This window comes from Fibrobacter sp. UBA4309 (genome assembly GCF_002395745.1).
Classification (GTDB): Bacteria; Fibrobacterota; Fibrobacteria; order Fibrobacterales; family Fibrobacteraceae; genus Fibrobacter.
Map to the genome: position 1 here is coordinate 1 of NZ_DGUN01000006.1, position 5,614 is coordinate 5,614.

The following is a 5,614-nucleotide window of genomic DNA, read 5'->3' on the forward strand; positions in this document are numbered from 1 at the left end:
CTTCGATCATGCGGCGGCAGACTGCTGCGGCCTTGCCACTCGGGGCGGCAATGTCGATGTTGCCATCGTCGTCGATGTTGATGGTGCAACCCGTCTGAGACTGCATGCCCTTGATCACGGAGCCACCGGAACCGATGACGTCGCGAATCTTGTTGGTCGGGATGCGCATCTTGATCATGGTCGGAGCCTTCTCGGAAACCTTCGGACGCGGAGCGGCGAGGCCCAGCTCAGCCATCTTGCCGAGAATGTGCAGACGGCCCTGACGAGCCTGTTCCAGAGCTTCGCGCATGAGTTCCGGCGTAATGCCGCGGATCTTGATATCCATCTGGAAGGCAGTGATACCTTCGGCAGTACCCGTCACCTTGAAGTCCATATCGCCGAGGTGGTCTTCCGTACCGGTGATGTCGGTCAAGATCTTGATCTTGCCGCCTTCCTTGACGGAACCCTTTTCGGAGATGAGGCCCATGGCGACACCTGCGACCGGAGCCTTGATAGGAACGCCAGCGTCCATCAAGCTGAGGCAGCCACCGCAAACAGAGGCCATGGAAGAAGAACCGTTGGATTCCTGAATTTCGGAAACCACGCGGATGGTGTACGGGAAGTCTTCCGGCAGCGGAAGAACGGCAGCGAGAGAACGTTCGGCAAGGTGGCCGTGACCGATTTCGCGGCGGCTCATGCCGAGGCGCTTGCATTCACCCACGCAGTACGGCGGGAAGTTGTAATGCAGCATGTAGCTCTTGGAGCCTTCGCCCTGCAGGCTTTCGTAGCGCTGTTCGTCGGCCTTGGAGCCGAGCGTGCAGACAACGAGACCCTGGGTTTCGCCACGCTGGAAGATCGCAGAACCGTGAGCGCTCGGGAGAACGCCGAGTTCGATTTCGATCGGGCGGACTTCGGTCGTAGTACGGCCGTCGAGGCGCACGTCTTCGTTCAGGATCATTTCGCGCATGGCAGTGCGTTCGTAGTCGCTGAAGATTGCCTTCGCGTCTGCAACGAGAGCAGGATCCTGTTCTTCGTCCTTGCCGATGATAGCGAGAATGCGTTCGTCTTCGAGCATCTTCGCACAGAGGTCTGCCATAGCCGGATAGAAGTCGGTCTTCACCATGTTGGAGTGGACGTCCTTGTTCAGTTCGTCCCACACGACTTCCTTCACCGTGGCGAGAAGCTTTTCGTGGGCTTCGCCAACGTGCTGCGGCTTGAGTTCCATCTTCGGCTTAGCGCAGCGGTCCACCAGTTCCTGTTGGGCCTTGCACATGAGCTTGATGGCTTCGTGACCGGCGAGAATTGCGTTGATCATCGTGTCTTCGGACACTTCGTAGGCACCGCCTTCCACCATGCAGACGGAATCTTCGGTACCGGCGACCACCAGGTCCAGATCGGCGCAGGCCATCTGTTCGTAGGTGGGCATCACGATGTTCTGACCATCGACCACGGCCACGCGCACGGCGGCAACCTGCTGTTCGAAGGGCAGTTCGGAAAGACCGATGGAGAGGGAAGCTGCAGACACGCCGAGCACATCCGGTGCAAACTTGCGGTCAGCAGAAAGAACCTGCACAATCACCTGGACTTCGCGCGTGAAGTTCTCGGGGAACATCGGGCGAATCGGGCGGTCGATGATACGGGCAGAGAGAGTTTCCTCGTCGGAGGGGCGACCGGCTTCGCGCTTGTTGTAGCCGCCCGGGAGGCGACCGGCAGCGTAGGCCTTTTCGCGGTATTCGACGGTCAGCGGGAAGAAATCGCCTTCCTTCTCTTCGCCGTAGCAGACAGTAGAGAGCACGAACGCGTCGCCCATCTTGGCGACTGCGGCACCGCGTGCCTGCTTGGCAATACGGCCCGTTTCGAACGTGATGACGCGGCCGTCAGGGAGCGTAACCGACACTTCCTTCGGGTCGAGCATCTTGCCGTATTTCTGATGGTATGCGTCAATAGACATAGATTATCTCCAGTCCGCAGATTAGCCGCGGAGACCGAGTTCCTTGACAAGAGCACGGGCAGCGAGGATATCGACGTTGCTGTAGTACTTGATGAGGTTCTTGCGCTTAGCAACCATGGCGGACAGACCGCGCAGGGAGTGGAAGTCCTTCTTGTGGCTCTTGATGTGTTCGGTCAGGTTCTTGATTTTTTCAGTGAGAATTGCGATCTGGACGCGGACGTTTCCGGTATCCTTTTCGTTTGCGCCAAACTTGGCGGTGAGTTCTGCTGCTTTTTCTTTAGTGATAGTAGCCATTATAGCCATTCCTTTTTGTTTGTTGTTTCATTACATGTTTTTGTCCGAGTTTCCCTGCTCTTGCACCAGTGGAATTGGCGAATCTGGTCACAGGACCCAGTCAAAAATGCAATTTGGCGGAAAATATAACAAAAGGCGAGCGTCGCGACAACCACGCTTGCGTGAAAGAGCGCCAATATAGATAATTAGTGGTCAGTGGTTAGTACGCAACTGATTGAATACGCAAGGAGGGAATCATTTTTGATGGAACCAGTCAAAGCGAAGCTGGTAAGAGCCGCGAGCAGCACACCTGCCACGACGCCTGTTTTTTTTAGCAAATCCATACCGGACTCCATCGGGAAAGAATGTTTTAGGGTGATTTTTACTGTCTGTTCTTGATGCAGCGGAGGTATGCGTACGACCTTTTGCTGATCTTATCATACTTACCATTGGTATTCGTCAAGTCCGCATTCATAAAGCAAGCCGCATCGGTAATATTATTTGTGGCAGACCACCAACAGGGGGCTTCTTCATACTTGTTTCCTACATAGCGACCGAAAACGTCTTCAGGAAGCAATCCTTTTTCATTCATTTCTTTGAACACCCAGTCGTCTTCGCTAGATGTCGGTTCATGCCACCCAGCGGGGCAGGCCCCCTGATTAACGACATTGCTCAAATCTAGATAACTATCGAGATATACCTGTGGCTGTCCTGCCGCCGCAGTCCAAGTATATAGGACTCCATAATTGTTACAATTTGCAATCTTATTCTGGTAACACGTCCAGTTCGAGCTGGAATCATTATCATGGCGGTAACGCAGGTTATCAACCATCACCGTATCATCATTGACATCCACTATGCGATACGTGTTGTTATCACGGGTATCGGTCATAGTCGCATAACCATGTTTTGACCACGTATGAGCCGTGGTATCTACACAGCGGTACATGTCGCCGCTATACTTGCCGAATCGCTCATAATTTTTCCTAGTTTCGCAAGGTGTATTCAACGTTTTCTCCATAGCCATTGCATTACGCCAGCAATAACCATTTATTTTATTTGACAGACAGCTACTAGTACTAGTGTGTGCAGAACAAACATATTTCCCTGAATACAGGATATTATTAGTTTCCGTAACAGCACCATTATCGTTTCTGCTAAGTTTTCCACAGACTTTGCCCGTTTCCAACTCAACTGGATCAGCAGTTCTCCAATTCGTATTGCCGTATTGACAAACATAGCCATTTACTATTCTTGTATTAAAATTTTTTACGCAAAAACTCCCCGTCGCAATTTCTGCCGCAGTAGCATTTCTCCACTGGTATTTTGAGCCGTCATAATCACATGCATAGTTGCCGTGGATTCCCGACTTACTTGATTCACACAAAAAACCGACAGCCTTTTCAAAAGTCGTCGCATTCCTCCAGGCATACGAGCCGCTACTATTATCACAAGCATAGTTACCATTCACGCCCTTATTCGCGTAAATGCAAACTTTTCCGGTAATATTCTCGGCCGTCGTGGCAGTTCGCCAAGCATAAACGGAGCCATTCAATTCACACACATAGCCTTCATGGACCACATTATCATTCAATCCTGGCCTACAGAAGGCGTTGTTCGCCATTTCTCCCGCAGTCTCTTCCCTCCAGCTATAAACAGCACTGCTGCCCGAGCCCGTATGGACACAGGCAAATCCTTCCACCAGAGTGGAATCAATGTCCTTATTACAGAACCTCCCTGTTGAATAGGTTCCCCTGTCAATCTCTTCCCAATTCAAATCTTTGCAGTACCAGTACTTATCCATGGCCGCTTTCATGTAGCCCGCATTAGAAGTCGTACAATAACCTAGAGTATAAGTCAATTCATTGGTGGTCTGCCACTCTCCATCCATGCAAACATAATACTTGCCCGCATCCGACTTCTTGAAAACACTGTCCTGGGTGCATTCCGCCTCAAGTTCAAAGGAAACTGCATCCGTTTCTTTCCATTCATTCTTGCAGACGTAGTATTTTCCGCCCTTCTGTTTGAAAGATCCCTTAGGATATTCAGTAGCGCCACACACTCCGAGGTCTGCTTCTAACGAGGTAGCCTTGCGCCATTCCTTGTTGTCGCATACATAGAGCCCGATATTTTCCGTTTCGAAAGTCGTCAGGTTCTTTTCGGCGGAGCACTCGCCGGCATCCTGGAGTTCGTAAGACAGCTGGTCCGATTTTTTCCACTCACCCGATGCGCACAAGTAATAGTCTCCGCCTTTGGTCTTGTAAATTTTACCGGCAGTCACGGACTCGGTTCCGCAAACACCCAGTTCAACGTCCGCGTCACTTGCCTTGCGCCAGTTGCCGTTCTTGCCGTCCCATTCGCATACGTAGCTGCCGGATTTCCCGGTCTTGCCAAGCTCCATGTTGCGGTCTTCGGTGCAAAGCTTGAGTTCGTAGGTGACGGCGTCCAGTTCAATCCACTGTTTGCCGCTACAGACGAAATACTCGCCGGACTTGGCCTTGATGTATTCATTCTCGCGCTTTTCGGAACATTCCTTGAGTTCGAACTGCGTCTCGGTAATCTTTTGCCATGTGCCGGTACGGCATACGTAGTATTCGGTCGACTTGCCACCCTTGTACTCCTTGAAGGAGCCTTCCATCTTCGCAGTGCAGAGGCCGAGCTCCGTGTCGAGGGCGGTCGCCTTGTGCCAGCGCTTGCTCGTACAGGCGTAGCCCACTCCGTAGTTGTCGCTATGCTTATTCTCGTTCTTCTTGATGGTTTCCTCGAGGCTGTCGGTGCAGGCACCGAGCTTGTATACGCCCGTCCAGAAAGTGTAGAGGATGCTTTCGAAATCCGGAACGGTCGCGACGAGTTTCATGTTCTTGACATTCGCGCGGATAGCCGCAAAATTGTTCGTACTGTCCACCCTGCTTGCCCAGTCGGCGAGGGCGGCACGGAGCGTATCGCTGTCCAGGGAACCGGTCGAGGCGAACAGGTCGCCAACGTCCCCTAGGCGGAGCCCGAACTTGCTTGCGCTCAGGTCGCCCTGCAAGAGGATGGAGGCCGCGAGCATCGCTGTCCCGGCAGCACCCGTGTCGGCAAGGGAGAGCGAAGTCGCCGTGAGGTCGTCGCCGGCCTTGGCACCGAAAACGGCAAGGAGTTCCTTGGTCGCGCGTTTCTTGGCGGCGGGGACGTTGAATTTTTCGGCCGTCACCAAATGCTTGACGCGGGCATATTCCAGCTCGGTAAAGAGGTTCACGTTAGCCTTCACGTTCTTGCCCGCGGAGAGGTCCACGACGGCGTTGAGCGTAGTCTTGGTACCGCTCGTGTTCTTGCCCGAGATTTCGTTCGCGTAGAATCCGGAGACCTGCACCAGGGCGAACTGGCTCGGGAGCACGATCTTTTCGACCTTGTAGGCGCCGGAATCGCCCG

At 53.1% G+C, this 5,614-nt stretch carries 3 protein-coding genes; all 3 read right to left on the reverse strand.

The features are described from left to right. Nucleotides 1-1,930: polyribonucleotide nucleotidyltransferase (pnp, locus tag B3M32_RS00730; RefSeq protein ID WP_290742399.1), on the reverse strand; the 1,930-nt coding region annotated here is incomplete at its 3' end. 21 nt (nucleotides 1,931-1,951) lie between these two features. After that, nucleotides 1,952-2,224 (reverse strand): 30S ribosomal protein S15, encoded by a 273-nt coding sequence (gene rpsO, locus B3M32_RS00735; RefSeq protein ID WP_290742402.1) that lies wholly within the window; start codon nucleotides 2,222-2,224, stop codon nucleotides 1,952-1,954. Nucleotides 2,225-2,585: 361 nt separating this feature from the next. Further along, nucleotides 2,586-5,614, reverse strand: a 3,029-nt coding sequence (locus B3M32_RS00740) for an FISUMP domain-containing protein (RefSeq protein ID WP_290742405.1), incomplete at its 5' end; no start/stop codon positions are given.

Coding starts and splice junctions, on each gene's coding strand:
- rpsO (WP_290742402.1), bottom strand. CDS start 2,224: ATGGCTACTATCACTAAAGAAAAAGCAGCAGAACTCACCGCCAAGTTT.